Below are 25626 nucleotides of genomic sequence, written 5' to 3'. Positions count from 1 at the left end.
TATAAAATGAAATTATATAAAGGGAGGAAAAAAAGTTATGAAGAAAAAATGGGGATTAATGTGGCTAGTCGCAATAATGATTACACTTTTATTAGCAGCATGTTCTGGTGATGAGGACACTTCTAATTCAGCAGACGAGGGTACAGATTCAGATGATAATGATAGCAGTGAAGAGAGCGGTGAAGAAATAACTCTACAATTTGTTCACTGGATTAACGAAGAAAACGGGAATTGGGAGCCAATTATTGAAATGTATGAAGAAGAAAATCCGGGTATAAATATTGAATCTGTTCCGTTAGTTGAAAATATGGATTCAAGGGATTATTTTAAACAATTAGATTTAATGGCATCTGCTGGGGAAACGATCGATCTTATGATGTTCTCCAACTCTAATGATTTAGTGAAAAGAATAAATGCAGGCCTTGTTGCTCCAATTGATGAATTTATGGATGCGGAAGGAATTGACATGAATGAAACTTACAATAATGGATATCCTCCAGTAGACGGGCAATATTATGGTTTACCAATGAAGAGTGTTACGAACGGAGTTATGATTAACAAAGGTCATTTGGAAGAAGCTGGTCTAGAAATTCCAACAGAATGGACATGGGATGATTACCGTGAGTATGCAAAAGCAATGACAACAGAAGAGCATTATGGTTCTTATTTACACACATGGCATAATATGTTTTCGTCATTAAAATTACTTGGCAAACCTGAAAACACGTTAATGTTAAATGAAGATGGTACATCTAATGCAGATGATCCAATGCTTCAAGCATCATTGGAGCTTAGATATGCATTAGAACAAGAAGACAAGTCTTCTGTTCCATATTCTGATATTCTTTCACAGCAAATGGACTACCGTCAACAAATTTTCACAGAAGAAGTAAGTATGATACCAATTGCAACTTATATGATAACAGAATGGGGTCAATTCACTCCAGATTTTGAATTTGCCTGGGCTCCATGGCCAAAAAATGAAGAGGATGCTACAGCCCATTCACTTATCGGTGGGGATTTGGTTAGTATTGGTGAAAGCTCGGAACATAAGCAAGAGGCATATGACTTTATGCGATGGTTGACAACAGAAGGGATTTCAGAACAAGGTATCTGGGTACCTTCATGGAAAGATGCTGATCTTGATACCGTTTTAGAAAAACTGGTAAGCAATACAAGTAATCCAGACGCAATGGATTTAGAATCATTGAAACACACAATTACTGCTGTTGAACCAGCCAAAACATTTGCTCCACCTAGTTATATTACAGAAGTGTACACTGAGTTCGATGCAGAGGTTGAAATGTATTTGTTGGGAGAACAAGATATTGATACAACGATGCAAAATATTCAAGATAAAACGCAATCTATTGTTGAATCTAACCAATAATTAATCGTAATAAGCATTGATATAGGTGATATAATCAAGAGGGAAGTATATTCTCTCTTGATTTTTCCGATTTTTGTAATGGATGCATAAATAAGAGGTTGTGAGGTGCAGCTATGTTAAAAAAATTAAATCAACTATCTTTAAGAAGTAGGCTCACGATTGCCGTTATATTATGCATCTTATTACCTTGGATAAGCACGTATATTGTTTCTAACTATCTAACGAAGGACGTATTAGAAGAAAGAGCAGTCAAGCAATCTACGGATACCTTAAGTATGATTGAAATGGGAATTAACAGTTTATTTGATGATATTATGTATACGTCAAATTACATTCAATTTGATACCGGCTTTAGTCGTTTACTTAAATCACAGCAAGCTATTCCTTCTGATTCTGAAAATTTTCAACAACAGTCAGCCCTAATATACTTGCGTATCTCGGAGGCTTTAAATGGCATAACAGACTTGTTATCACCTGCATATATCACACTTATTTTAGATGATGATTTAGCCTATACCAACTATTCTACTATTGAGCATGATCCATCTTCCTTTAAACAAGAGCCTTGGTTTCAAGAACTGGATCAGTTAAGCTTTTATGAAACTAAATGGATTGGTGCTCACCCTACCTATATAGAATCAGAAAAAGAAACAGCTTCCCACCTCATTAGTATTGCAAGAACAATTAAAGAGGGTAATCAAACTCTAGCTTATCTAGTTATTAGTATGGAAGAAAAGGAAGTATCTGCATTATTAAATAATTTCCAAAACAACACGAACAATAAATATTACTTAACAAATCAAGACGGAGAAATTTATTCTAGTCTAAATTCAGATGACATTGGTAAGAAACTTTCTTATAACGTGTTAAATCGTTCCTCTAGTATTGTGGATTTTGAGTCAGAGGACCATCTGATGGTTTCAGCTCCTGTGTCTTATTCCAGGTGGAGATTAGTTAGTCTAGTACCATATGAAGAAACCATCGGATCTATCAATACAGTTACACGAACAACGATTATTATTCAAGGTGCCTTTCTATTATTGTTTTTAGCTGGATTAATTGTATTGGTAAGAGAAGCTACGAAACCATTAAGTCGATTAAATTTAATTACAGAATCAGTGAAAAGAGGTAATTTAAAGGTTCGTGCTAACATCAAGGGAAATAATGATGTAGCAGCATTAGGACAATCTTTCGATCATATGCTTGATACGATTGAAGAGATGGTCGTACAAGTAAAAGAACAAGAAGAAAAGAAAAGAACAGCTGAACTAGAGATGCTACAAGCGCAAATTAACCCTCATTTTCTGTTTAATGTGTTGAATGCTATCCGGTTAAAAATAAGGATGAACGGTGATAAAGATAGTGCAGAGCTTATTTATGCACTATCTGCATTGTTAAGAATGACGATTAATAGAAACAATGCTTTTGTACCATTAAATGAAGAGATATCAGTTGTAAAACATTATATGCAATTAATGAATTTTAGACATCACCATGACTTATCATTAAATATTGAAGTAGATGAAGCTTTAGGAGAATCATTGGTTCCTAGGTTTTTCTTACAACCAATGATAGAAAATGCTATTATTCATGGATACAAACATACTAACGGTGTGATAACCATAAAAGCAACATCGAATAATAATTTAAAACTAATATTAGAAATTATTGACGACGGTATTGGAATGGAGAAAGAAAAATTACAACAGCTAAAGACAAAAATTTTTCAAAATGAGAACAATGATTCCTTAGCTGCTAATGGTTCCTTTAATGGAATAGGTGTCGAGAATGTTTTTCAGAGATTAAAAATGATCTATGGGAATGAATTTGACCTAAATATAGAAAGTAAAAAAGACAAAGGTACAAAATTTACATTCTATATACCTTTAAATGAGGAGTGAGCAGACATGTATCAAGTAGTTTTGGTTGATGATGATGTAATGGTGTTGGAATTTATGACCAAAATGATCCCATGGCAGGATCTTGGTTTTGAAATAATTGCAAGTTTTCATGATAGTTTAGAAGCACTGCAATATATGAAAACAAATGATTTCGATGTTCTTATTACCGATATAGGCATGCCTCATTTAAATGGAATCGATATACTCGGTATATTAAAAGAAGAAAATATCAAATCCTTCAATGTGATTCTATCCTGTCATGATGAATTTTATTACGCCCAACAAGCATTAAAACTTGATGCGTATGATTATGTCTTAAAAGAATCGATGGAAGAACCTGTAATTACGGACTTACTAACTAGGTTAATAAAAAGAATGGATCAAGAATTAAAAGAGAAGTCCAAAAATGAGAAAATTAGTCGATTCTTAAATAAAAATAATAGAGAATTAAAATCAAAATTTATTGAAAAAGTAGTTGACGGTAATGTATCCCAAAATGAAGGATGGTGGGAGGAGCAAGAAGAACTCCTGGGCATGAATTTCCTTGATGAAAAATTCACACCAGTTTTATGTTATATCGATTATTATCAAGACGTGGTAGAGAAATATAAAAGTGATACAATACTTCAATTTAGTATCAACAATATTATTGAAGAGGAGTTAAAAAATTATCAACAGGATATTCAAATATTTTATTTGCAAGGTAAGTTCTTCGTTCTATTTAGAAGAGAGAGCAATTCAAGTCAACTCGATGATCAACTAATGGATAAAGCAATTAGAAATATGCAAGAAAAATTGGTAACCTTCTTAAAAATTACAACAACGATTGTTTTTGGGAATAAATTTCAAAAAAAACAAGGTTTAATCACTTCCATGCAAGCATTACTTGATAATGAAGAAAGTCGGTTTTATTATGAACCCAATAGTATACAAGCGTTGAAGTTATTCACCTTTAGCGAAAAGAATATTTTTGATGATTATCAAGAGGTCCTACAAGAAATGAAAACTTTCATCATTGAAAAAGAGGAAGATAATGTTTTTTCCCATATCCAAGCAAATATTTGCAGGATAAAAAAGGAAAAGTTCCACCCCAAAATGGTATTGGATTTCGCGGTGAAAATAGTACTTGATGTCAAGTTATCTCTAAACACTTTGATGCGATTTGAAGATGATCAATTGCTTCAAATGACTAATAAAATCACGAAGGAAATTGACACAATTACACACTTAGAAAAAACCTTAATAGAGATTTGTACACTGTTTTTAAAGCATGTGCAAGAATTTAATCAAATACCAAGAAATGAAGAAGTACTAAAAGCACAGAAATATGTAAGACAGCACCTCCATCAAAAGATTTCTTTAAAAGATGTTGCAGCATATTTGCACTTGAATGCAAGTTATTTTAGTCGCTTATTTAAACAAGAAACTGGTGAAAATTTTATTGAATATGTCACAAGAATTAAAATGGAGATAGCGAAAGATAATTTAGAGAATACCACAAAATCAACAGATCAAATAGCAATGGAATTAGGTTTTGAAAGTAAAAGTTATTTTTTGAAAACCTTTAAAAAACAAACTGGAATGGCTCCCAAACACTATAAATATAAGTCTACTTCCCTTTCGTAAAAGGGATTTTTAATTAGTTTGTCTGCCAAACAAAAAAACCTTGACTTTAAAATGAAAGGGCTTTATTATGTACTTATAAGATTTGTTTGGTCAACAAACTAAATAAACTTTAAAAAGTAAAGGGAGAACTACAACTTATGAAAGCGGATACGGGAGGTACTTTTTATGGTGGAAGCAGTTAAGAAAGCACGGGAATATAATGAAGCAAAACTTTGGCAAATTGCCTTTTTCGCATTAAATAATACGGCAACTAACCTTTACATGTTTGCGATTGGTTTTGTGTCCTATTATGCAACAGGTATTGCAGGATTATCAGTGGTTGTAATTAGTACAATTTTGACAGCAATGCGTGTGTTTGACAGTGTAACTGATCCGATAATTGGATTTATTATAGACAAGACTGAATCAAAGTTTGGAAAATTTAGGCCAATAATGGTAGTGGGCAATATCATTTTAGCCACTACCATTCTAATTATGTACAATGTTACGCATCATCTACCTGATTCAATGCAATTTTTCTTTTTTATTTTCATATACGCTATTTACATTATTGGGTACACAATGCAAACAGCGTGTACAAGAGGAGCTCAAACAGTTTTAACAAACCATCCAAAACAGCGACCAATATTCTCGATTTTTGATGCAACATACAATACTGGAATCTTTGTCGGTGGGCAAATATTCGTGGCATCTTATTTAGTAGAAAAACATGGTGGATTTGATAACTTAGCGTTATTTCAAGAATTAAATTTATACGCCGTGATTCTTTCCGGTATATTTACTATCTTAGCTGTTATTGCTATTGCTTCAAAAGACAGAAAAGAATTTTTTGGTCTGGCAGATCAAAATATGAAAGTTAAGTTCAAGGATTACTGGCCAATTCTTAAGAATAATAGACCGATGCAAATGCTTGTTGTAGCAGCATCGACAGATAAATTAGCTATGACTTTAACCAGACAGCCTGCGGTTGTTGTTATGGTGTTTGGTATTATGTTTGCTGATTATTCCATGAGTGGAACAGTATCACTTATTACAGTAGCTCCAATACTTCTCTTTACCTTTTATGGCGTAAATAAAGCAAGAAAAATAGGGTTAAAGCGTGCCTTTGTATTTGGTACATGGTTATCTCTAGCATCATTTGCTGTGTTAGCAGTTTTTTTGTTAATGATTGATACAACAACGATTTCCTTAACAAGTATTGGTATTAACACGATCATATTTTTAATTTTATATAGTATCGGAATGGGTTTTTCAAGTTTGACCGGAAATATTGTAATTCCAATGATTGCAGATGTATCCGATTATGAAACCTATAAAACAGGCCGATATGTGCCAGGAATGATGGGGACAATCTTTTCTTTCGTAGATAAAATGGTATCATCTTTAGCACCTGCGATTGTAGGTTTTCTGTTAGCTATGATCGGTTTTAGAAACGAATTCCCGCAAATTGACGATCCTTTAACAACACCATTATTATTCATGACGATTCTAATGATGTTTGGAATTCCGATAATTGCATGGATTCTCTCACTGATAGCAATGAAATTCTATCAATTAGATGATAAAAAGATGGAAGAGGTTCAAGATAAGATTGCACTTGTAAAAGAAAAAGTCTTCGAGGGTGAGATGGTAGAATCTGCACCAAGAAAGTTAGAAAAAGATAAATAACAGAAGGAGTGGATGGATGATGTTATATCCAATAACAACAGAAACAAGAGGACAGGTAGACTTAAATGGAATTTGGAAGTTTAAAATTGATGATGGTAATGGCTTAGAGAATAAATGGTTTAATAAACCTTTAGAAAATACAACGTCAATGGCTGTTCCTTCATCATACAACGATGTAGCAGTTACAAGAGAGCTGAGAAACCATGTCGGCTGGATCTGGTATGAGAGAGGGTTCACTGTTCCGAATTATATGTTTAACGAGCGGATGGTACTTAGATTTGGTTCTGCTACACATATAGCTAAGGTTTATATTAATGGAACATTAGTAACAGCACATAAAGGTGGTTTTACTCCATTTGAAGTTGCTATTAACGACCATGTTAAGCGAGGAGAAAATCGGCTTACAGTAGCAGTGAACAATATCGTAGATGAAACAACACTACCTGTTGGTAATTACTCAGAAGAAAAGATAGAGGGTGTAGGTAAAGTTGTACGCAACTCACCCAACTTCGACTTTTTCAATTATGCAGGAATACATCGCCCGGTAAAGATTTATACTACACCAAATAATTATGTGAAAGATGTTACGGTTGTCACGGACTTTGAAAAAAATAAAGGTATCGTAGATTATAAGATCGATATAGAGGGAGTAAGCGAAAGTGTAAAGGTAGTGATCATTGATGAAGATGGCATAGAAGTAGCAAGTGGAAGTGGCGCTAGTGGTCAGTTAAACATCCCGGAGGTGAAGTTATGGGAGCCGTTAAATGCATATCTTTATACATTAAAAGTGCAATTAAAAAACGATGGAAAGCTTAAAGATGTATATGAGCAACCATTCGGTGTCAGAACAGTAAGTGTTAAGGATGGTAAGTTTTTAATCAACGGAAATTCGTTCTATTTTAAAGGGTTTGGTAAACATGAGGATTCACCTATTCATGGTAGAGGGTTTGATGAAGCGGCAAATGTACTTGATTTTAATTTAATGAAATGGATTGGAGCAAATTCATTCCGAACCGCTCATTATCCATATTCTGAGGAATTGATGCGCTTAGCAGATCGAGAAGGAATTGTTATTATTGATGAAACCCCTGCAGTTGGTGTTCATCTTAATTTCGCAGCTACTTTACTCGGTTCTGGTGGGAAAAGAGATACATTTAAAGAAATTAAAACCTTTGATCACCACCAAGAAGTTATTAAAGAATTAATTGCGCGGGACAAAAATCATCCTTCTGTTGTAATGTGGTCTGTGGCAAATGAACCTGCTTCTGAAGAAGATGGTGCCTATGAATATTTCAAACCTTTAGTAGAGTTAACAAAAGAATTGGATCCACAGTCAAGACCTGTTACGATTGTTACGCATTTAATGTCTACACCAAAGACAGATAAGATAGCTGAGCTAATTGATGTGCTTGCACTTAATCGTTATTATGGATGGTATGTACAAAGTGGAGATATGGAGCTAGCTAAAGTGAAAATGCGTGAAGAATTTGATGGTTGGAAGAAGCGATGTCCGAATAAACCAATTATGATGACTGAGTATGGGGCAGATACGGTATCAGGTCTTCATGATATAGACGCTGTTATGTTTACAGAAGAGTTTCAGACAGAATTTTACAAAGCATACCATGACGTGTTTGATGAATATGACTTCTTTGTAGGAGAACAAGTTTGGAATTTTGCGGATTTCCAGACAAGTCAAGGAATAATGCGCGTACAAGGAAACAAAAAAGGTATTTTCACGCGGGATAGAAAACCTAAATCCGTAGCATTTTCACTCCGCGAGAGATGGACCAACATTCCGGAATTTGGTTATAAAGCATAATAAATTTTAGCCGATATAGCTATTCGGTAAAAAAATAGACAGATGAGCATTGTGTGCTTGTCTGTCTGTCTTTCTGATTGCAGAAAATATAATGACATAAGCAACTGAGCTGTAAAATATATAAGTGTGGAAACCTCAAACAAATTATTCTTGAGTGTTTGTTTTTTACAGACCTAGTCGAGTAAGTGTCACTAAGGTATAATAGAAACTAATTTGCGTGATAGGGAGAAACGATTTAATGAAGCTTAGATTAATATTATTAGCAAGCATTTTTACTATAGTAGCTTGCAGTAATCAAAATATAGATAGCAGTAGTAACGAAAAGATAGAGACTGATTCGTTAACGTTAGCAGTCGGAAAAGAGCCTGAAAGTGGCTTTGACCCTATAACTGGATGGGGACGATATGGTTCGCCATTATTTCAAAGTACTTTATTAAAATTGGATGAAGATTTATCTTATGAAAATGACTTAATAACTAGCTATCATATTTCACGAGATGGATTGACTTGGACATTAGAGTTAAGAGAAGACGCGAAATTCTCAGATGGTGAGAGACTAAATGCTGATGATGTTATTTTCACATTTGAACAAGCGCAACTATCTCAATCGATTGTGGATGTTACAAATGTTGACGAAATAGAAAAACAATCGGATTTTTCTTTGAAAATCAAATTGAAAACGCCACAAGCAACCTTTTTATATTTGCTTGCAACATTAGGAATTGTACCAGAGCATGCATATAATGATAGATACCAAGATTATCCGGTTGGAACAGGTCCTTATAAAATGGTCGAATGGAAAAAAGGGGAACAATTAATTGTCGAAGAAAACCCACATTATTATGGAAAGAAGCCATCGTTCAAAAAATTGACCTTTCTTTTTTTAGAAGAAGATCAAGCATTTGCTGCTGCTAAAGCAGGACAGGTTGATGTTGCTTCTGTTCCTATTACATATAACAATCAAACAATCGATGGGATGAAATTACTTTCCTTAGAAAGTGTGGATAATCGGGGAGTGATTCTACCTTTTCTAGATGAGGGGAACGAAACAGCTGAGGGTATACCAGCAGGACATGTGGTAACCTCTAATCTAGCAATTAGAAAAGCAATGAATCTTGCAGTAGATCGAGAGGAACTAGTTGATGGCGTTTTAGAGGGGCAAGGTACGCCTGCATATTCCAGTGTGGATAAACTACCTTGGTGGAATGAAGATACAAGGATAAAGGACGACAACCAGGAATTAGCTCAAGAGATTCTAACATCGGATGGTTGGGAAAAAAATGAGCAGGGTTATTTTGAAAAAGACGAACTTGAAGCGGGATTTACACTTTACTATCCTTCAGGAGATCAGCTGCGCCAATCCTTATCCATTGTGTTCGCTGAACAAATGCAGCACTTTGGAATAAATGTTGTTACAGAAGGTAAAAGCTGGAATGAACTAGAAAATTTAATTTTTTCCAATCCCGTAATGATGGGATGGGGAAGTCACGATCCAACTGAATTATATAATCTCTATCATTCTGATATAAAAGGAATAGACTGGTATAATAGCAACCTTTATCAAAATGAATTGGTTGACAATTATTTAGAAAATGCAATGCACGCAAAGTCAGAAGAAGCGGTAAACCAAGCTTTGAAAAATGCGCAATTTAATGGTGAAACAGGTCTGAGTGCAAAAGGGGATGCCTCTTGGGTTTGGCTTGTAAATGTAAATCATCTTTATTTTGTACATGAAGATTTAAAAATTGGCGAGCAAAAAATTCAACCGCATGGACACGGTTGGCCTGTTACAGATTTTATTACGGAGTGGAAGCTGAAAACGAATGAGTAAAGGGTTAGAGTTTTGCAGCAAAGAGGGGATAACAAGATGCAAATACTATCGTTTCTATTAAAAAAATTAACTTACTTAGTCATCTTACTCTTTGTTGTAGCTTTGATAACCTTCCTGTTAGTTAGTTTATCACCAATTGATCCAATCAGAGCTTACATCGGTGCTGATATGCTTCAAGTAAGTCCTGAGCAAAAGGAACAAATTGAAATATATTGGGGATTAAAAGAGTCTAAACCAGAGCAATTTATCAGTTGGATAACTTCATTATTAAAAGCGGATTTCGGTACATCTCTTATATATCGAGCGCCAGTGTCTGAAGTAATTGCAGATAAGTTTTTTGCTTCACTTTTACTAATGGGGATAGCGTGGATTTTATCGTTAGTTGGTGGGATTGTACTGGGATCAATTGCAGGTATGAGACAAAACGGATTACTAGATCGTATTATTCAACTTTATAGCTATGTTCTTGTTTCAACTCCCGGCTTTTGGTTTGGCTTATTACTTTTAATGATATTTGCAGTAGGTTTAGGGATTTTCCCAATTGGCTTAGCTTCTCCAATTGGAATGCTAGAAGGAAATGTTAGCTTCCTTGATCGGCTTTATCATGTTATTTTACCAGCACTTACACTAAGTATATTAGGTACAGCAAATATAGCCTTACATACCAGAGAAAAGCTTATAGAAATACTAAAAAGTCCTTTTATATTACAGGCGAAAGCACAAGGACTAAAAGGCTTTTCTTTATACAAACGGCACGCGTTTAGACACACCATTTTACCTGCTATTTCGCTTCACTTTGCTTCTTTTGGGGAATTATTTGGTGGGGCTATTTTAGCGGAGCAAGTATTTAGTTATCCTGGACTTGGACAGGCGGTGGTGGACGCTGGTTTAGGTGGAGATGTACCGCTTCTTCTAGGGATTGTGATCATTAGCGCTGGCTTTGTTTTTGTTGGGAATTTCTTAGCAGATGTATTGTACAAAATTATTGACCCTCGTTTCAGAAAGGGGTTGATGAAGCTATGAAAAAATGGATTCCCATAAAACTGATTGTTCCTATTCTGCTAATTTTAGTATTGTATATTGTTGCCATTATTATAGAACAAAAAGAACTAGCGATAGATTTGAATCAAAAAAATACAGCTCCCAGCCTAACTCATTTGTTTGGCACGGATTGGCTCGGACGGGATATGCTGATACGAACTTGGCAAGGGCTAAGTGTAAGTTTAACTATCGGAATTGTCACTGCTTTTTGTAGTACAATAATTGCCCTACTTATGGCAGTTGTAGCTGGAGCTAATAAAAAATTTGATCGAATAGTTAGATGGATGATCGACTTATTCCTAAGCTTACCTCATTTAGTAACCTTATTACTCATCACTTTTACACTTGGTGGCGGAGTAAAGGGGTTAATGATCGGTTTAATAGTAACGCACTGGACGAGTCTTGCTCGTGTACTGCGCGTGGAAGTATTTCAGCTTAATAACAGTGAATTTATTCAGGCATCACGGCAATTTGGTAAAAATTATATTTGGATTGTTTGGCATCATTTTTTGCCACACTTATATCCACAAATTATAATAGGGGCAATTTTAATATTCCCTCATGCGATATTACATGAAGCAGCTGTAACATTCTTAGGATTTGGCTTGTCAACTGACCAACCTGCCATTGGGATTATTCTATCAGAATCGATGAGCTATCTTTCAGCTGGTTACTGGTGGTTAGCCTTTTTCCCCGGACTATTTTTATTAAGTATTACGCTCACGTTTCAATATATGGGTAAGCAGGTGCATCGTGTTATGGAAAGGAACGATAGGTATGACTCAGGGGTTAATAATTAAAAATTTAAGTCTTTACCATAAATATGAGAAAATGACTTTAGTCAACAATGTCAGTTTGAGTATAGCTCCATCTGAAATAGTAGCAGTAGTCGGTGCCAGTGGTTCAGGAAAAAGCTTGCTTGCACACTCTATACTTCATTTATTACCTGAAGAAATAGAACAAAATTGTGAGATGCTTTGGAATGGGGAGACTGTCAATCAGCATAATATTCCTCAGTTAAGAGGAAAAAAAATTGCGTTAATCCCACAAACGATTGATGCGTTAGATCCTTTTTTAAAAGTTGGAAAGTATTTATTAACTTTAATGAAGGGGAAAAATAAACAGCACCGATTACATAAAATTTGGTCAAGTTTGGGATTAGATATAGATTGGCTTGCATATTTTCCTTTTGAATTGTCTGGAGGAATGGCAAGAAGGGTATTAATAGCATCTGCACTTGTTCAAAATCCTAATCTAATACTTGCGGATGAACCAACACCTGGAGTGGATGCTGATACCTTATCTGGAGTGTTAGCCCCATTTAATCAAATGAAGCAAGAAGGAAAAAGTGTTCTTTTCATAACACACGATTTTTTTGCAGCTTTAAAGGTGGCCGATCGTATTGCTGTGATGGACAATGGAGAAATAATTGAAGTGTCTCCGGTTTCTTTTTTTGCTGGAGATGGAGAAAAATTAAAACATACCTACACGAAAGCTTTATGGCAAGCACTTCCGCAAAATTGCTTTGTGAATAATTGGAGGTAACTAGATGCTAACAATTAAAGGTGTATCCTACCATGTCTCATCTAATAGATGCTTATTTGATAATGTTTCACTTAAAATTGATAATGAAATTGTAGGATTAAGTGGAAATAGTGGGATAGGTAAAACAACGCTGGCGAAATTAATTGCTAGAATCATCCCATTAGAAACGGGATCTATCCATGTAGAGAAATCAGACGCAAAATCAAATCCTATCCAGCTTATTTGGCAGCATCCAGAACAAGCAGTTAATCCTAAATGGAGAATTAAAAGAATATTATTAGAAGCAGGCGAGATCGATTCCGATCTTTTAAAAAAGTGTGGGATTAAAAAAGATTGGTTAACACGTTTTCCGCACCAACTCTCAGGTGGTGAGTTGCAACGAGTTTGTATTGCGCGGTGCTTGATAAGTAAACCCCGAGTTATTATCGCAGATGAAATAACAACCATGCTTGACGGGCTTTCTCAGGTTGATATATGGGAATTGTTAATCATTTATGTAAAACAAAATAAAGTTCCGATGCTTGTAATTAGCCATGATGAAGCCTTGTTAAACCGTATTTGTGATCGCATGATAAACTTTCAAAAAATAGTTGATCTTGAAAAAAAATAACTATTTTGTATTGCAAGGTAGCAGATTTCCTGTTACACTATCTTGTATAGCAAAGTAGTGTTTTTTAAATCACTATATTGTATAACAAGATAGTGGGTGATTACTTGAATATTAGAAGTCAATTACTGAAAGGAATATTAGAGGGATGTATGCTTGCTGTGATCAAACACGAGAAGGTCTATGGATATGAACTTGCGATGAAGTTAGAAAAGCAGGGTTTAGATGTAAGTGAAGGCTCCATCTACCCTGTACTTTTAAGATTGCAAAAAGAAGGTCTTATTAAAGGAGAGATAAAAGCGTCCCCATCAGGTCCAAATCGAAAATATTATTCCATTACAGAGGATGGAGAGAAGGCATTAGAAAATTTTGAAGAAAATTGGAAAAAGTTAAAAGTACCGGTAGATTCTATTTTAAATGATAGGAGTGCAAACAGATGACAGATGTTTTAATTAAAGAGAACAATATTAAAAGAAAGCAATTAACAGAAGAAAATCGTGAATATTATGAGAATATGTTGATGTATATCAGATTAAGTTACAGTAAATCAAATGAAGAAACAGAGATTATTTTACAAGAGTTATTGGATCATTTGTTAGATGCACAACTAGAAGGCAGAGATGCAGCTTCTGTTTTTGGAGATAATCCGAAAGCATATGCAGATGAAATTGTTGCAGAACTTCCTAAAATGATAACGAAAGAACGAATGAACCTGATTTTAATCGGCGTAACTAGTTTTCTAGCCGTTTCGCTTCTATTTAATGCGATTTTTGAATTAGTGACATATTATGTTACAGAGTCCGGTGGCATTTATGAAACCTTTTATACAGGATCTTTGTTTGTATATTTTATTACATCGCTAATTTTAGGTTTTGCATTTTTTTATCTTGTAATTAAAATATTTAAATGGACCTGTTTTAAATCCATTCACAATCTAGCTGAATTTGGAATATACTGGTTACTTTCTGTTTCGCTTATCGGTTTATTTATGTTGGTTCTATTTTTTCTACCTGACTTTGGTCCGTCTTTTACCATATCCAATTGGATTTTGATCATTCTGGGGGGAGTACTATTGTTAGTCGAGTTTTATCTCCTGAAAAGAACATAATGTTAGAAAAGGTGAAACCTATCGCGATATTTGTTCGTAGATAATAAGAGAAGCAATTAGAAAAGAGGGTTATTATGAGGAAAGCACCAAGTGAGCGGATTGCAACAGATGCTATAAAAGCGTGGCAGGTTTTAGCAATTATATTTACGGTCATTCCACTTTTAGCGGCGATAGCTTTATATGTACTAGCATATTTTTTTGAATTTAGCTATTGGTTTGCCATTGGCGTGACAGCATTTACTATCTTAGAAGGGGTAATATCTATTCTAATTATTCCTAAATTAAGATGGCGTAGATGGAGATATCAGATATATGATCAAGAAATTTATATTCAGCATGGGATACTAATTGTAACGAGAACGATCGTTCCAATGATTCGAGTCCAGCACGTAGACACACAGCAGGGTCCAATATTAAAAAAGTACAAGCTTGCTAGTTTAACAATTTCAACTGCTGCGACGACACACGAGATTCCGGCACTTTTAGAAGAGGAAGCATCTGCGCTGCGTGATCAAATATCTGAATTAGCAAGGGTGGAACAAGATGATGTCTGAAGCTAAACGTCTACATCCAGTTTCAGTAATATTCACTACCCTTCAATCGCTTCGTCAAATTATTTTTGGAATATTACCGATAGCTATATTAGCCATCGGTGATGGTATGTTTCTCTATTTATCTCTCGGATTGGTTGTCATTTTACTTTTAGTAATTGGTTTTAGCGTTTTGACATGGATGCGTTATACGTATCGAGTGGAAGAGGATCAATTAAGGATAGAACATGGTGTATTTATTCGGAAGAAACGCACGATATCCAAACACCGCATTCAATCTATTGATTTAAGCCAAAATATTATTCATCGAGTATTTGGTTTAACAAAGGTTCAGATAGAAACGGCTGGTAGCGATCATAAAATCGATGCTGCACTTCATGCCGTAACAATGGAAGAAGGAAAATATCTTCACGATCAACTAAAATACAAAAAAGAAGCAGTAACAGCAGAATCAGATAATAAAGAAGAAAAGATTCATTATCCACAACGCAAGGTAGAAGTAAAGGAATTACTTATAGCAGGCTCAACTTCAGCAAGTTTTGGTTTTATTATTGGACTAGTTGCTTTAGGTATTACAGAATTAGAATCATTTATTCCTGATTCATTTTACAATCAAGCGACTTCTTGGGTAGTAAACCAAGCGATTGAAATGTTAATCTTCATGGCATTGTTGTTTTTCATATTACTTTGGGGTCTAGGGATTCTTGTTACCTTAATTCAGTACTGGAATTTCACGATTACTCGTTATGAAAAAGAACTCTTTATTACTAGAGGATTGCTAGAGAAAAAACAAATGACTATTCCATTAAAAAGAATCCAGGCTGTCGGGATAAAAGAAACAATATTACGCCAGCCACTAGGTTTCGCCACCGTCTATGTCGAAATTGCCAGTGGGGAAGTAAGTAAAAATGCTGATGTGAAGACATTACTATTTCCTTTAATGAGAAAGAAAGAAATTAATTCATTTTTAGAAAAAATTTTATCGGAATATGTGCTTCCTGAAGATAATTTTACCCCGTTACCGAAGAGAGCACTTCCGTATTATTTATTTCGTGCGGGAGTTGTCCCATTTATTGCATCTATCGTGGTAGCTTTTAGTGCGATCGATTGGATAGGAATTCCTTTAATTGCGACAGGTTTGGCTCTTATTCTTGGTTATTTCCAGTTTAAATCTACTGGATATCACTTAGATGGAAAGCAATTAGTGGTTCAAGCTAGATTAGTAAATAAAGATACGACATTGTTAAAGCATCACAGATTACAATCGTTTGCTGTAAAAGCGCATTTTCTGCACCGATATCAACAGCTTGCAAGTGTGGATACAGCTATTTTAAGTAAACTTGCTGGAAGACATATGATTATAAAAGAAATGGACGCAGAATCTGCTAGCAAACTATTAGAATGGTATTCTTACGAAAGTTAAAAAGAAACGTCTTTATCCAAAAAGGATAGAGGCGTTTTTATTTGGTTTAAAGAGAATTCGCTATTGTTCTTTTCTATAAGAATAAAAAGGTTGACGAATTTTTGCGCAAGGAGTAAAATGTTTCCCATAGGAAACTTTTGAAGGCATTTGAATAGCCTATATAAAAATAGATATATGTTAAACAGAAGTATTTTAAAATGAGCATATCATCAAAAGAGAGGGGAACACTAATGTTAGAAGGAGTTTGGTTTGCTTTTGCATTAACGCTTTTTGCTGGGTTAGCTACAGGGGTTGGAAGTATTTTAGCTTTTTTTACATCCAGTACGAATACAAAATTTTTATCCTGGGCACTAGGTTTTTCAGCAGGTGTGATGATTTATGTGTCAATGATAGAAATATTTGTAAAAGCACAAGATGCTTTGGTAGGCGAGCAAGGTGAAGTATTAGGAAATTGGTATACGGTTATGGGCTTTTTTGGAGGAATGGTTTTAATTGCAATGATCGATAAATTTATTCCAAGTCAAGGAAATCCGCATGAGCTGAAAAAAGTAGAAGATATGAATAAAAAAGCAGTCCCTAATGGGAATGCAGACGGCGACTTACTGAAAATGGGGAGTTTCACTGCGCTTGCAATCGCTATTCATAACTTTCCAGAGGGTATTGCGACATTTACTTCTGCATTACAGGATCCAGCTTTAGGGATAGCTATTGCCGTAGCGATCGCTATTCATAATATTCCAGAGGGTATTGCTGTTAGTGTACCGATTTACTTTGCAACGGGAGATAAGAAAAAAGCTTTCCGTTTATCGTTTTTATCAGGGCTTTCAGAACCAGTCGGAGCCATTGTAGCTTATTTATTCTTAATGCCATATTTAACGGATACGATGTTTGGAATAATTTTTGCAGGTGTAGCTGGAATCATGGTCTTTATCTCATTAGATGAATTATTACCAGCAGCAAAAAAATATGACGAAGCACATACTTCAATTTATGGATTAATAACTGGAATGGCTGTTATGGCTGTAAGTTTATTATTGTTTATTTAAAGAAATTAAAAAACTCCTCCAAATTTGAAATGGAGGAGTTTTAATTATATTCAGGCTCGACGGATTAATTTAACAATTAGTACCACCAAGGCAATTATTAGTAAAATGTGAATAATCCCACCAACGTCAAACAAGAAACCAATTAACCATGCTAGTAGCAAAACTCCAATTATAGTCCAAATCATTCTATAACACTCCTTATCATGTTGCAATTTGATATTTATATAAAATACCTTCTAAGGTATGTACAACATATTTTCTAAAAAATATGTTGAATTAACTTGAAACTTGTATACCCACTTGTTATAATTATAAACATCGTTTCGTAAAGTTTTTGTAAATTTTTTAGCGGGTGTAGTTTAGTGGTAAAACCTCAGCCTTCCAAGCTGATGATGAGGGTTCGATTCCCTTCACCCGCTCCATACATATGTGTGAACGTAGTGTTTCGTTTTTAAAATGAAGCATTGCGTTTTTTTATTTTCGTATCATTTTTACAATAAATACGATTAAAGCAATAACTAGTAAGATATGGATAAGCCCGCCAGCTATTTCAAATAAGAAGCCTAATAACCATATTAATAAAATAATACCTATAATTGTCCAGATCATGTTTACCCTCCTTTGTTTTAAGTAGTATGTCCATACCATTCCCGTTAAATTTTTAAATTAAACAAAAAAACAAAAAATAGATAATTCTTCCTGTTTTTTATACAAATAAAAAGCAAAAGTTGAAATCAATTAGGAAAAAAGGCAAAATGGCTTTGTGTTTAACTTTAGAAGGAAGGGAGATAGGGTCGATGCAGGTATTAAAAAATAAACTTAAAAAAATTGATGGAAAAGGGTACAAAGCCTACAAGGATATTCAAGGAACGTATGATTTCGATCAGTTTAAAATTGCAATTGATTATGTACAAGGAGATCCTTTTGCATCTCCATCTAAGATAAGAATTATTGTACCGGGTAAAATTCATCCATTAAAAATAGAATGGTTAGATAATAAGCAAAGAAAAATATATATAGAAGACTGTCTTTTAAGAGAAATAGCGAGCAAAATTGAGATAAGTAAAAATAGAGGTAAGGGTTCGGGTAAAAGCGGTTTGATTATGATCGATAAACCAGGACAGGAAATACTGGATCGAACAGCAGTTACCATGACGAAGGATGAAACAACGATTTGTTTATCGCTTGGTCTTCCTGCAAACGGGAGAAAAATAAATGGCAGGGAAGCGGAAAAGCTATTTTTTGATACGATACCTTCTATTTTAAAAGCTTCGATTTTTTCTATTAAAAAAGAGCGATATGATCAGGCAGCAATGTTAGCTGATCAACATCAAGCTATCCGAGAAGAAATGAAAAAACAAGGGTGGATAGCATTTGTTGCAAATGGATCCATTCTTCCACGTGAAAGTGGAATTAGCAATCGTCCAATGAAAGATGCCGTATCTTTTAAAAGTCCTAAAGAGAATGAAGTAGGAATTAAAATTCCCCATCAGGGTAATGAAGTAATTGGCATGGCGATAAAAAAAGGCATTACGTTAATTGTGGGTGGAGGATATCATGGTAAAAGTACGCTTTTACAAGCATTAGAGAGAGGGGTTTATCATCATATTAGGCAAGATGGCAGAGAATTTGTATTAACAGACCCAAATGCTGTTAAAATTCGAGCTGAGGATGGTAGACAAATTTCGAATGTTGATATTACTGCATTTATTAATGATTTACCTCAAAAAAAGGACACTAGAAAATTCACCACAGAAAATGCAAGTGGTAGTACCTCGCAGGCTGCTAATGTTGTCGAATGCATTGAAGCAGGAGCTACTACTTTACTAATCGATGAAGATACCAGCGCTACTAATTTTATGATACGGGACAAAAGAATGCAATCACTAGTAGCCAAAGATAAGGAACCGATAACGCCGTTTATCGATAAAATTAAAGCTCTTTATAACCAGCAAGCTGTTTCTACTATTTTTGTGATGGGCGGTTCTGGTGAGTATTTTGATGTTGCCGACCAAGTCATTATGATGGACGAATATCGACCACTTGATGTGACAAATGAAGCTAACGAAATAGCAGAGAAATATCCTAGCAATAGAGGAGCAGATCAAGAAAATAAAGGTGATTTTTATCATTCTCGGTGTTTTTTACCATCAAGCTTAAGGCTTGATCACGGGAAAAAGAAACGTGTGCAGGCAAAAAGTCTTTCTCATATCCTGATGGGCAGAAGTTTAATTGAATTGGATCAAGTTGAGCAATTAGTTGATACCTCCCAAACGAGAACACTTGCAGAAATTCTTAGATATCTAGAACGAAAAAGCATTTTAAATGAAAAGCTTTCACTAAACGAATTATTAGACCAAATCGAAGCCTTATTAGATAAGGATGGCTTGCAGGGCATAGCCTTTCATCCAACTGAACACCCTGGGGATTTAGCCAGGCCAAGAAGACATGAAATAGCTGCATGCTTAAATCGAATGCGATCAGCAACAGTTAAACAACTATAATTTAGAAGAGATGGCAGAAAAGAGGTGAAACGATGGCTGCATATGATGATCTTAAACAAGAACTTATCAAATACAGCGAAGAAATAGGGATAGATAAAATAGGTTTTACAAGTGCGGATGTTTTTTCAGAATTAAAAGCAAGGTTAGAAATTCAACAAGAAAAAGGTTATCAGTCGGGTTTTGAAAAAGGTTTAATTGAAGAAAGAACAGAGCCTGTAAGATTATTACCTGGTGCAGAATCCATTGTTTCGATCGCGCTAGCCTATCCTTCCCGGATGAAAAATCCTCCTAAAAGTAAAAAAGGCGAGCGTAGAGGTATGTTTGCGCGTGCTTCTTGGGGTGAGGACTATCATTTAGTTTTAAAAGAAAAACTAAATCTACTCGCCACCTTTTTGTCTGAAAGAGTCGAAGGATTTTCTGCTAAAATCATGGTTGATACTGGAGAATTGTCAGACCGAGCAGTCGCAGAAAGAGCTGGTGTAGGGTTTAGCGGAAAAAATTGTGCCATTATCACTCCTGAATTTGGGTCCTATGTATATTTAGGGGAAATGATTATCAATATTCCTTTTACACCTGACGAACCAATAGATGATGGGTGTGGGGAATGTACAAAATGTATTGATGCTTGTCCGACTGGTGCACTAGTAGGTCCTGGTCAGTTAAATGCACAACAATGCATGGCTTTTTTAACACAAACGAAGGGTTATATGCCAGAAGAGCACCGTGATAAATTAGGAAACATCATTTATGGTTATGACACATGCCAAGTAGTCTGCCCTTACAATAAAGGAATAGATTCCCATCAACATGAAGAGTTCGAGCCAGACCCTGATCTTGTGAAGCCTCCACTCATTGAATTTTTATCGATCTCTAATCGAGAATTTAAAGAGAAGTTTGGATATATGGCAGGATCGTGGAGAGGAAAAAAACCATTACAGCGAAATGCGATTCTCGCGCTAGCACATTATAAAGAAAAAAGTGCTGTGCCAGCATTAATCGATGTTTTAACGCAAGATCCGAGACCAGTTTTGCGAGGAACGGCTGGATGGGCGCTGGGTAAAATCGGAACAGAAGAAGCTTTTCAAGCCTTACAAAAAGCGGTGGAAAAAGAAGAGGATGTCCAGGCGCTTGAAGAAATTAATAAGGGCCTACAATTTTTTGATAATAATTTTATGTAAATTTATTTTAACGGTGTTCCAATTAATGTTTCGGCATACTATAATAGAAGGAATAATAGCACTGATTAAAGAAAGGAGTATCGATGCATGCCTCATAAAGATTTGATTTTTTGTGATGAACTCGAAACACCTATAGGTGATATTACGGTGATTTTTAAAGATTATAAATTAGTTAAAATAGCGTTTGGTAAAATGGATGATACGCTTCCTAGTATTACAAATTGGTGTAAAAAGCATACGTTAGCTACCGATATCCAAAAGAGTGACGCCTATGAAATAAAGCAACAATTAATTGATTATTTTAATGGAGCTATTACTCGGTTTGATTTAGCACTGGATCTTTGCGGTACTCCTTTTCAAAAAAAGGTTTGGAAGGTGCTAGAAAATCATGTTAATTACGGGATGACCTGGTCATATAAACAGGTTGCTGAAAAACTTGGAGCACCGAATGCAGTTCGTGCGGTCGGCGGTGCTGTAAATAAAAACCCTATTCCTATTATTATTCCTTGCCACCGTATTATTGGTAGTAATGGTGCATTAGTGGGATATGCTGGTGGCTTAGATAAAAAGAAATCCTTATTAGAAATTGAAAAAACTGCTATTTCCTTTGCTAAATAATCTTTTATAATAAAAAATTTGCAAATTATCTATACCACGTTTTAAATAACGATGGTATTTTTTGTTGTTAAAAATGTTAATAAACAATAACCTACACTATAATAGATTTCTTTTCTGCTGAAATAATTTTTATTATAATATTTCACGTTATGCAATAAATATACGATGACAGCATTGAAAAATAATTAATAGTGTATTTCAATATTCTTGAATGATTTTAAGATATCCTCCCATATGATAAATGATAGGGAGGGATGAAGCGTTGAACATTAAAAATGAAATAATAAGCTATTGGAACGAGCAATTTATTTTATCAAATCAGGAGCAAATCAACTTTATCCATAGAAAAAGTCAACTGGCCAAAGCGCATCAAAAAAGAATAGAACATGTCCAAGGCTGGGTTAAACTTTTGTCTGAGAATAATGATAATGATCAGGTGAACTATGACCTTCACTTCAGGTGGCTAGTAAAAGATAAGGATTATTTTTATCATGAGGAAGAATATATTCCATTTATGGCAAATATAGAAAATGATAAAGTTATGGCCCATAGGATACGAGAACCTTTGCCCTACTCGATTATCAAATTTGATGGACCAAAATCAGACGAAACAAGTTCTTTTCCCCGTTATTCCTACAATCGAAGAGAAGCGGTGAGATATGCAGAAAGCTGGTGGGATAGTTACAATCCAGCATTTAAATATTTTTCTGATAATGATTGCACGAATTATATTTCCCAATGTTTATTTGCTGGAGGGGTACCAATGAATGGGGCACCTAATCGCAACAAGGGCTGGTGGTATAACGCGAATTCTTGGAGTTTTAGCTGGTCTGTTGCTCACGCTTTTCGTTGGCATTTAAGTGGTTCTAACGCAGGACTTCAGGGAAGTGAAGTAGATGATGCAAAAGAATTAATGCTTGGTGATGTGATTTGCTATGATTTTGAAGGAGATGGAAAATGGGATCACACAACCATAGTCACTGCAAAAGATAGTCAAGGGATGCCACTTGTTAATGCCCATACCAACAATAGTAGACATCGCTATTGGAACTACAAGGATTCCTATGCATGGACGCCTAACTGTGCGTATCGTTTCTTTCGAATTGGCGAAAAAAATTAGTATCGCTCTCATAAGATTATGGTATAATGACGTGGCGAGAAAAAGTATAGAGGTGAAAAAATTGGCGATCCATGTTGTATTATTCCAACCTGAGATTCCTGCGAATACTGGAAACATCGCAAGGACTTGTTTAGCAACAAATGCACACTTACATCTAATCAGACCATTAGGTTTCTCAACAGAGGATAAAATGTTGAGGAGGGCAGGCTTAGATTATTGGCATGATGTAAATGTTAACTATTATGATTCTCTTGATGAATTATATGAAAAGAATCCTACTGGCGAATTTTTCTATATCGAAAATTTCGGCGGTAAATATTATACAGATTATGATTTTAGTGCAGTGGATAAAGAATGGTTTTTTGTTTTTGGAAGAGAGACAAATGGTATTCCGAAAGAATTATTAACTGGAAAAGAAGATCACTGTTTACGTATTCATATGACAGATAAGGTCAGATCTTTAAATCTATCTAACACAGCAGCTATCATCATTTATGATGTGTTAAAGCAGCAAGGCTTTCCTGATTTAATATGATGAAAAAGCACCAACCCTTTGTATGGCATTTTACATGTTAGTCTGAAACTAACTTTTGAAAGAGCCATGCAAATTATGTTGGTGCTTTTCTATTTTTTTATTATGATTTAAAAGAAACTTGATCGATCACGCTAGCTTTTCTTATCGCTAGATATATTAATGTGCTAAAGATAATATAAGGTACTAGAAAGGCGAAAATAGTATAGTTTTCATGAGCGAAAACTAAGTAGGTGAGTAGTTCTAGCATTTCAGCTGCAATTTCTCTAAATACAATTAGCAATAGAGGTATGGTGATTACGATTATTGTACCGATTTTCATACCATATCGAAAATACGCAGCTCCTATTAACATTGTTAACAGAAAAATAAAGATATAAAGAAGTCCTTCATATAAAATCAAATTAGCATCCATAGTATTGGTAACTGTTTCATAATTAAAACCAACAAATTTAAAGTTATCAATGGAAAATAGGTTGGTGATTAAATTTACTACCGATAGTAGCACTTGACCAATAATCGTCATCACAATCGTGAAAAATATAAAGTAAAACCAAATAGAGATAAAGTAGCTTTGCCTATTCACCCCAAACTTAATCGCTTGTGGGAAGGTTTCTTTAAAAAAGATTAAGCCATAAATCATGGTGAAAATGAAACTTGGCAGTGTACTAACACCCATAAATGAAATTTCTGCTTGAAAGGCTATTGTTAGTAGCATTAGTGCAAATACAAACCCTAAATAAATACTCCAGAAAATAGCAATTGTTTTCCAAGAAGCTTTATAGAAGTAATATAGATTTAATTTAACTTGTTCCATCATTATCTTTTCACCTCTTCTTTTGTTAAATAGACAAATAGATCCTGTAAGGTAGCTTTACTTACTTCCACATCACTAGGGACACTTTCCATTACTTCATCAAATAACACTACACTTTTTTGACCAAGAATACTTTTTTCATGAATAACATTTTTCCCTTCCATGAGCGGATCAATCGATTCTTTTTTTCCAGTAAGGATCATATGTTTTTCGGCGAGGTGTTCTGAGGATTCATGAAGCATTTTATTTCCTTCGTGTAAAATGACAACTTCTTCAAAAAGCTTACTAACTTCATCAATTAAATGGGTTGATAAGATAAACATTCTTGGATTATTTTCATAGCTTTCTAATAACAAGTCATAGAAAGTAGATCGGAAGGATGCATCTAAACCAATATAAGGTTCATCAAAAATGGTTAAAGGTGCATTACTAGAAAGTCCTATTATGATACCTAGTGCAGAACTCATCCCTTTTGATAAAGCTTTAACTTTTTGTTTTTCTTTTAATTTAAAAATCTTGGTTAATTCTTTTGCTTGATTTTTGTCCCAATTTGGATAGTAGATAGAAGCGATATCTAATACTTCATGGACACGAAACTTCTCATGGAAATTATTGCTTTCTTGAATAAAACAGATGTTTTTCGTTACTGGATAGTTATTGAAAGGACTTTGATCATCTATTTTTATCGTTCCACCCGATTGTAAAAAATGACCTGAAAGCATCCGCATAAAAGTTGTCTTTCCAGCCCCATTCTTTCCTAATAAACCAATAATTTTATTCCCGCTTAACTGAAGATCGAAATTATTTAATGCAAAATCTTTTCCATATTGCTTTGTTAATTTTTCAGCTTTAATTTCCATTCTCTTTTCCCTCCTTAATCCAATTCATAATCTGTTGAGTAGATATTTCAATTCGATTTGCTTCGTTTAATAATGGTGAAATATATTGCTCGTAGAATATGTCCTTCCTTTTTTTTATCACTACATCCCGTGCATTTTCTGTCACGAACATTCCCACCCCTCTTTTCTTGTAAATAACTCCTTCATCTACTAGCAAATTAATTCCTTTTGCTGCAGTGGCAGGATTAATTTGATAATGCTTCGCAAGCTCATTAGTAGATGGTATGCGATCATTTATGTTGATCGAACCTTCGATAATATTGCTTTCTATCATTTCGGCTATTTGTTGGAAAATGGGCTGATCATCTCTAAAACGACTCGACAATTTTACTTCACCACCTAACTGGTTAGTTACTTATGTAATTAACCATATAACATTTGCGAAAAAGGTGCAAGTGT

Annotated in this window: 25 protein-coding genes and 1 tRNA gene; 21 read left to right on the top strand and 5 right to left on the bottom strand. The window is 34.7% G+C overall.

The genetic code is table 11. The features are described 5' to 3' along the window. Positions 1-37: 37 nt before the first annotated feature. The 15 genes from DFR57_RS04645 (at position 38) to zupT (ending at position 17559) form a co-directional block, all read left to right on the top strand. Complete coding sequence (locus DFR57_RS04645) at positions 38-1390, top strand: ABC transporter substrate-binding protein (RefSeq protein WP_114351989.1); 1353 nt, start codon at positions 38-40, stop codon at positions 1388-1390. A gap of 113 nt (positions 1391-1503) precedes the next feature. Continuing rightward, positions 1504-3291, top strand: a complete 1788-nt coding sequence (locus tag DFR57_RS04640; RefSeq protein WP_114351988.1) for a sensor histidine kinase — start codon at positions 1504-1506, stop codon at positions 3289-3291. Between the two features lie 6 nt (positions 3292-3297). Continuing rightward, positions 3298-4917, top strand: a complete 1620-nt coding sequence (locus DFR57_RS04635; RefSeq protein WP_114351987.1) for a response regulator transcription factor — start codon at positions 3298-3300, stop codon at positions 4915-4917. A 165-nt stretch (positions 4918-5082) separates the two neighbouring features. Further along, entirely contained in the window at positions 5083-6585 is a 1503-nt protein-coding gene (locus DFR57_RS04630) for an MFS transporter (RefSeq protein ID WP_114351986.1), read from the top strand. A gap of 19 nt (positions 6586-6604) precedes the next feature. Continuing rightward, the gene (gene uidA, locus DFR57_RS04625) at positions 6605-8407 is read left to right on the top strand and encodes a beta-glucuronidase (RefSeq protein ID WP_114352121.1); all 1803 of its coding nucleotides are present in this window, start codon (positions 6605-6607) and stop codon (positions 8405-8407) included. A gap of 238 nt (positions 8408-8645) precedes the next feature. Next, entirely contained in the window at positions 8646-10238 is a 1593-nt protein-coding gene (locus DFR57_RS04620; RefSeq protein ID WP_114351985.1) for an ABC transporter substrate-binding protein, read from the top strand. A gap of 36 nt (positions 10239-10274) precedes the next feature. Beyond that, positions 10275-11261 carry an ABC transporter permease gene (locus DFR57_RS04615; protein WP_114351984.1) on the top strand — a complete coding sequence of 329 codons (987 nt, stop codon included), beginning with the start codon at positions 10275-10277 and terminating at the stop codon, positions 11259-11261. Then, entirely contained in the window at positions 11258-12079 is an 822-nt protein-coding gene (locus DFR57_RS04610; RefSeq protein ID WP_114351983.1) for an ABC transporter permease, read from the top strand. The genes DFR57_RS04615 and DFR57_RS04610 overlap by 4 nt, the downstream gene beginning before the upstream one ends. Then, positions 12057-12824 (top strand): ATP-binding cassette domain-containing protein, encoded by a 768-nt coding sequence (locus DFR57_RS04605; RefSeq protein ID WP_114351982.1) that lies wholly within the window; start codon positions 12057-12059, stop codon positions 12822-12824. The genes DFR57_RS04610 and DFR57_RS04605 overlap by 23 nt, the downstream gene beginning before the upstream one ends. 4 nt (positions 12825-12828) lie before the next feature. Further along, positions 12829-13434 (top strand): ABC transporter ATP-binding protein, encoded by a 606-nt coding sequence (locus tag DFR57_RS04600; RefSeq protein ID WP_114351981.1) that lies wholly within the window; start codon positions 12829-12831, stop codon positions 13432-13434. Positions 13435-13538: 104 nt separating this feature from the next. After that, a complete protein-coding gene (locus DFR57_RS04595) occupies positions 13539-13871 on the top strand; it encodes a PadR family transcriptional regulator (protein ID WP_114351980.1) in 333 nt (110 codons plus the stop codon). Beyond that, positions 13868-14539, top strand: coding sequence for a DUF1129 family protein (locus tag DFR57_RS04590; RefSeq protein WP_114351979.1), 672 nt, complete (start codon positions 13868-13870; stop codon positions 14537-14539). Before DFR57_RS04595 ends, DFR57_RS04590 begins: the two co-directional genes overlap by 4 nt. A 74-nt stretch (positions 14540-14613) precedes the next feature. Next, positions 14614-15093: a PH domain-containing protein gene (locus DFR57_RS04585; protein WP_114351978.1), complete on the top strand. Its 480-nt coding sequence runs from the start codon at positions 14614-14616 to the stop codon at positions 15091-15093. Next, positions 15086-16513 (top strand): PH domain-containing protein, encoded by a 1428-nt coding sequence (locus DFR57_RS04580; protein WP_114352120.1) that lies wholly within the window; start codon positions 15086-15088, stop codon positions 16511-16513. Before DFR57_RS04585 ends, DFR57_RS04580 begins: the two co-directional genes overlap by 8 nt. A 230-nt stretch (positions 16514-16743) precedes the next feature. Continuing rightward, positions 16744-17559 (top strand): zinc transporter ZupT, encoded by an 816-nt coding sequence (gene zupT, locus DFR57_RS04575; protein ID WP_114351977.1) that lies wholly within the window; start codon positions 16744-16746, stop codon positions 17557-17559. Positions 17560-17609: 50 nt separating this feature from the next. Here zupT and DFR57_RS04570 read toward each other — a convergent pair whose 3' ends face one another. Continuing rightward, positions 17610-17744 carry a lmo0937 family membrane protein gene (locus DFR57_RS04570; protein ID WP_114351976.1) on the bottom strand — a complete coding sequence of 45 codons (135 nt, stop codon included), beginning with the start codon at positions 17742-17744 and terminating at the stop codon, positions 17610-17612. Positions 17745-17907: 163 nt separating this feature from the next. On the opposite strand from DFR57_RS04570, the gene DFR57_RS04565 reads away from it, so the two are divergent. After that, a tRNA-Gly gene (locus DFR57_RS04565) sits at positions 17908-17981 on the top strand. A gap of 52 nt (positions 17982-18033) precedes the next feature. On the opposite strand, the gene DFR57_RS04560 is transcribed toward DFR57_RS04565, so the two are convergent. Further along, on the bottom strand, positions 18034-18168 hold the full coding sequence (locus DFR57_RS04560; RefSeq protein WP_114351975.1) for a lmo0937 family membrane protein: 135 nt from the start codon (positions 18166-18168) through the stop codon (positions 18034-18036). 188 nt (positions 18169-18356) lie between these two features. Between DFR57_RS04560 and DFR57_RS04555 the strand changes: the two genes are divergently transcribed. From DFR57_RS04555 to DFR57_RS04535, 5 genes are all read left to right on the top strand, one after another. Further along, entirely contained in the window at positions 18357-20063 is a 1707-nt protein-coding gene (locus DFR57_RS04555) for an ABC-ATPase domain-containing protein (RefSeq protein WP_114351974.1), read from the top strand. 32 nt (positions 20064-20095) lie between these two features. Beyond that, positions 20096-21241, top strand: a complete 1146-nt coding sequence (queG, locus tag DFR57_RS04550; RefSeq protein ID WP_114351973.1) for a tRNA epoxyqueuosine(34) reductase QueG — start codon at positions 20096-20098, stop codon at positions 21239-21241. Between the two features lie 87 nt (positions 21242-21328). Further along, entirely contained in the window at positions 21329-21859 is a 531-nt protein-coding gene (locus DFR57_RS04545) for a methylated-DNA--[protein]-cysteine S-methyltransferase (protein ID WP_114351972.1), read from the top strand. A 262-nt stretch (positions 21860-22121) separates the two neighbouring features. After that, a complete protein-coding gene (locus DFR57_RS04540; RefSeq protein ID WP_245937388.1) occupies positions 22122-22979 on the top strand; it encodes an amidase domain-containing protein in 858 nt (285 codons plus the stop codon). 61 nt (positions 22980-23040) lie between these two features. Beyond that, positions 23041-23514, top strand: a complete 474-nt coding sequence (locus DFR57_RS04535; protein ID WP_114351970.1) for a tRNA (cytidine(34)-2'-O)-methyltransferase — start codon at positions 23041-23043, stop codon at positions 23512-23514. A gap of 100 nt (positions 23515-23614) precedes the next feature. Here DFR57_RS04535 and DFR57_RS04530 read toward each other — a convergent pair whose 3' ends face one another. Genes DFR57_RS04530 through DFR57_RS04520 form a run of 3 tightly spaced genes read right to left on the bottom strand, consistent with a single transcriptional unit; the run spans position 23615 to position 25552 of the window. After that, a complete protein-coding gene (locus tag DFR57_RS04530; RefSeq protein WP_114351969.1) occupies positions 23615-24331 on the bottom strand; it encodes a hypothetical protein in 717 nt (238 codons plus the stop codon). Beyond that, a complete protein-coding gene (locus DFR57_RS04525; RefSeq protein WP_114351968.1) occupies positions 24331-25188 on the bottom strand; it encodes an ATP-binding cassette domain-containing protein in 858 nt (285 codons plus the stop codon). Before DFR57_RS04525 ends, DFR57_RS04530 begins: the two co-directional genes overlap by 1 nt. Beyond that, entirely contained in the window at positions 25178-25552 is a 375-nt protein-coding gene (locus DFR57_RS04520) for a GntR family transcriptional regulator (RefSeq protein WP_114351967.1), read from the bottom strand. Before DFR57_RS04520 ends, DFR57_RS04525 begins: the two co-directional genes overlap by 11 nt. Positions 25553-25626 lie beyond the last annotated feature (74 nt).

It is taken from the genome of Saliterribacillus persicus, from assembly GCF_003337485.1.
Lineage (GTDB): Bacteria > Bacillota > Bacilli > Bacillales > Amphibacillaceae > Saliterribacillus > Saliterribacillus persicus.
Note: the sequence above shows the minus strand (reverse complement) of the source record. Positions and strands in the feature narration are given on the sequence as shown.

Excerpts from the sequence above, each read along its gene's own strand:
- DFR57_RS04545 (WP_114351972.1), top strand. The coding sequence starts at position 21,329 with ATGCCTCATAAAGATTTGATTTTTTGTGATGAACTCGAAACACCTATA.
- DFR57_RS04525 (WP_114351968.1), bottom strand. The coding sequence starts at position 25,188 with ATGGAAATTAAAGCTGAAAAATTAACAAAGCAATATGGAAAAGATTTT.
- DFR57_RS04530 (WP_114351969.1), bottom strand. The coding sequence starts at position 24,331 with ATGATGGAACAAGTTAAATTAAATCTATATTACTTCTATAAAGCTTCT.
- DFR57_RS04615 (WP_114351984.1), top strand. The coding sequence starts at position 10,275 with ATGCAAATACTATCGTTTCTATTAAAAAAATTAACTTACTTAGTCATC.
- DFR57_RS04585 (WP_114351978.1), top strand. The coding sequence starts at position 14,614 with ATGAGGAAAGCACCAAGTGAGCGGATTGCAACAGATGCTATAAAAGCG.
- uidA (WP_114352121.1), top strand. The coding sequence starts at position 6,605 with ATGTTATATCCAATAACAACAGAAACAAGAGGACAGGTAGACTTAAAT.
- DFR57_RS04605 (WP_114351982.1), top strand. The coding sequence starts at position 12,057 with ATGACTCAGGGGTTAATAATTAAAAATTTAAGTCTTTACCATAAATAT.
- DFR57_RS04645 (WP_114351989.1), top strand. The coding sequence starts at position 38 with ATGAAGAAAAAATGGGGATTAATGTGGCTAGTCGCAATAATGATTACA.
- DFR57_RS04610 (WP_114351983.1), top strand. The coding sequence starts at position 11,258 with ATGAAAAAATGGATTCCCATAAAACTGATTGTTCCTATTCTGCTAATT.
- DFR57_RS04555 (WP_114351974.1), top strand. The coding sequence starts at position 18,357 with ATGCAGGTATTAAAAAATAAACTTAAAAAAATTGATGGAAAAGGGTAC.
- zupT (WP_114351977.1), top strand. The coding sequence starts at position 16,744 with ATGTTAGAAGGAGTTTGGTTTGCTTTTGCATTAACGCTTTTTGCTGGG.
- DFR57_RS04580 (WP_114352120.1), top strand. The coding sequence starts at position 15,086 with ATGTCTGAAGCTAAACGTCTACATCCAGTTTCAGTAATATTCACTACC.
- DFR57_RS04600 (WP_114351981.1), top strand. The coding sequence starts at position 12,829 with ATGCTAACAATTAAAGGTGTATCCTACCATGTCTCATCTAATAGATGC.
- DFR57_RS04640 (WP_114351988.1), top strand. The coding sequence starts at position 1,504 with ATGTTAAAAAAATTAAATCAACTATCTTTAAGAAGTAGGCTCACGATT.
- DFR57_RS04620 (WP_114351985.1), top strand. The coding sequence starts at position 8,646 with ATGAAGCTTAGATTAATATTATTAGCAAGCATTTTTACTATAGTAGCT.
- DFR57_RS04590 (WP_114351979.1), top strand. The coding sequence starts at position 13,868 with ATGACAGATGTTTTAATTAAAGAGAACAATATTAAAAGAAAGCAATTA.
- DFR57_RS04635 (WP_114351987.1), top strand. The coding sequence starts at position 3,298 with ATGTATCAAGTAGTTTTGGTTGATGATGATGTAATGGTGTTGGAATTT.
- queG (WP_114351973.1), top strand. The coding sequence starts at position 20,096 with ATGGCTGCATATGATGATCTTAAACAAGAACTTATCAAATACAGCGAA.
- DFR57_RS04630 (WP_114351986.1), top strand. The coding sequence starts at position 5,083 with ATGGTGGAAGCAGTTAAGAAAGCACGGGAATATAATGAAGCAAAACTT.
- DFR57_RS04570 (WP_114351976.1), bottom strand. The coding sequence starts at position 17,744 with ATGATTTGGACTATAATTGGAGTTTTGCTACTAGCATGGTTAATTGGT.
- DFR57_RS04560 (WP_114351975.1), bottom strand. The coding sequence starts at position 18,168 with ATGATCTGGACAATTATAGGTATTATTTTATTAATATGGTTATTAGGC.